We start from the raw sequence: 937 nt of genomic DNA on the forward strand, positions 1-937 counted from the left end.
AGCGCCACACCCGGACCCGAGGTGGTGGTGACAGCCAGCGAACCCCCGAACGCCGCCCCCAGCGCCGCCCCGATCCCCGCGATCTCGTCCTCCGCCTGGAACGTGCGCACCCCGAAATTCTTGTGCTTCGACAACTCGTGCAGGATGTCGGACGCCGGCGTGATCGGATACGACCCCAGATACAACGGCAGATCCGCCTGCTTCGACGCCGCGATCAACCCGTACGACAGCGCAAGATTCCCCGAAATATTGCGATACGTACCCGTCGGGAACGCCGACGTGGCCGGAGCGACCTCGTAGGAGACCGCGAAATCCTCCGTCGTCTCACCGAAGTTCCAGCCCGCACGGAACGCCGCGATGTTCGCCTCCGCGATATCCGGCTTCTTCGCGAACTTCGACCTGAGGAACTTCTCCGTCCCCTCGGTCGGCCGGTGATACATCCACGACAGCAACCCCAGCGCGAACATGTTCTTCGACCGGCCCGCGTCCTTGCGCGACAGGTCGAACTCCTTCAACGCCTCCACCGTCAACGCCGTCAAGGGGACGGGGTGCACGTGATAGCCGTCGAGGGAGCCGTCCTCCAGAGGACTGTCCGCGTAACCGACCTTCGCCATCGCCCGCTTGGTGAACTCGTCCGTGTTGACGATGATCTCCGCACCACGCGGCACATCCGCGATGTTCGCCTTCAACGCCGCCGGATTCATCGCGACCAGCACATTCGGCGCGTCCCCCGGCGTCAGAATGTCGTGGTCCGCGAAATGCAACTGGAACGACGACACACCCGGCAGCGTCCCCGCAGGCGCCCGGATCTCCGCCGGGAAATTCGGCAACGTCGACAGATCGTTCCCGAACGACGCCGTCTCCGACGTGAACCGGTCCCCCGTCAGCTGCATCCCGTCACCCGAGTCACCCGCAAACCGGATGATCACCCGGTCCA

Annotated in this window: 1 protein-coding gene; it reads right to left on the reverse strand. The window is 64.9% G+C overall.

Features of this window, described 5'->3' with window-relative positions:
- The coding region (locus tag EOT10_RS40935; protein WP_189492790.1) for a 2-oxoacid:acceptor oxidoreductase family protein at positions 1-937 on the reverse strand (937 nt) is incomplete at both ends.

Source organism: Streptomyces antnestii (assembly GCF_004005495.1).
Lineage (GTDB): Bacteria > Actinomycetota > Actinomycetes > Streptomycetales > Streptomycetaceae > Streptomyces > Streptomyces antnestii.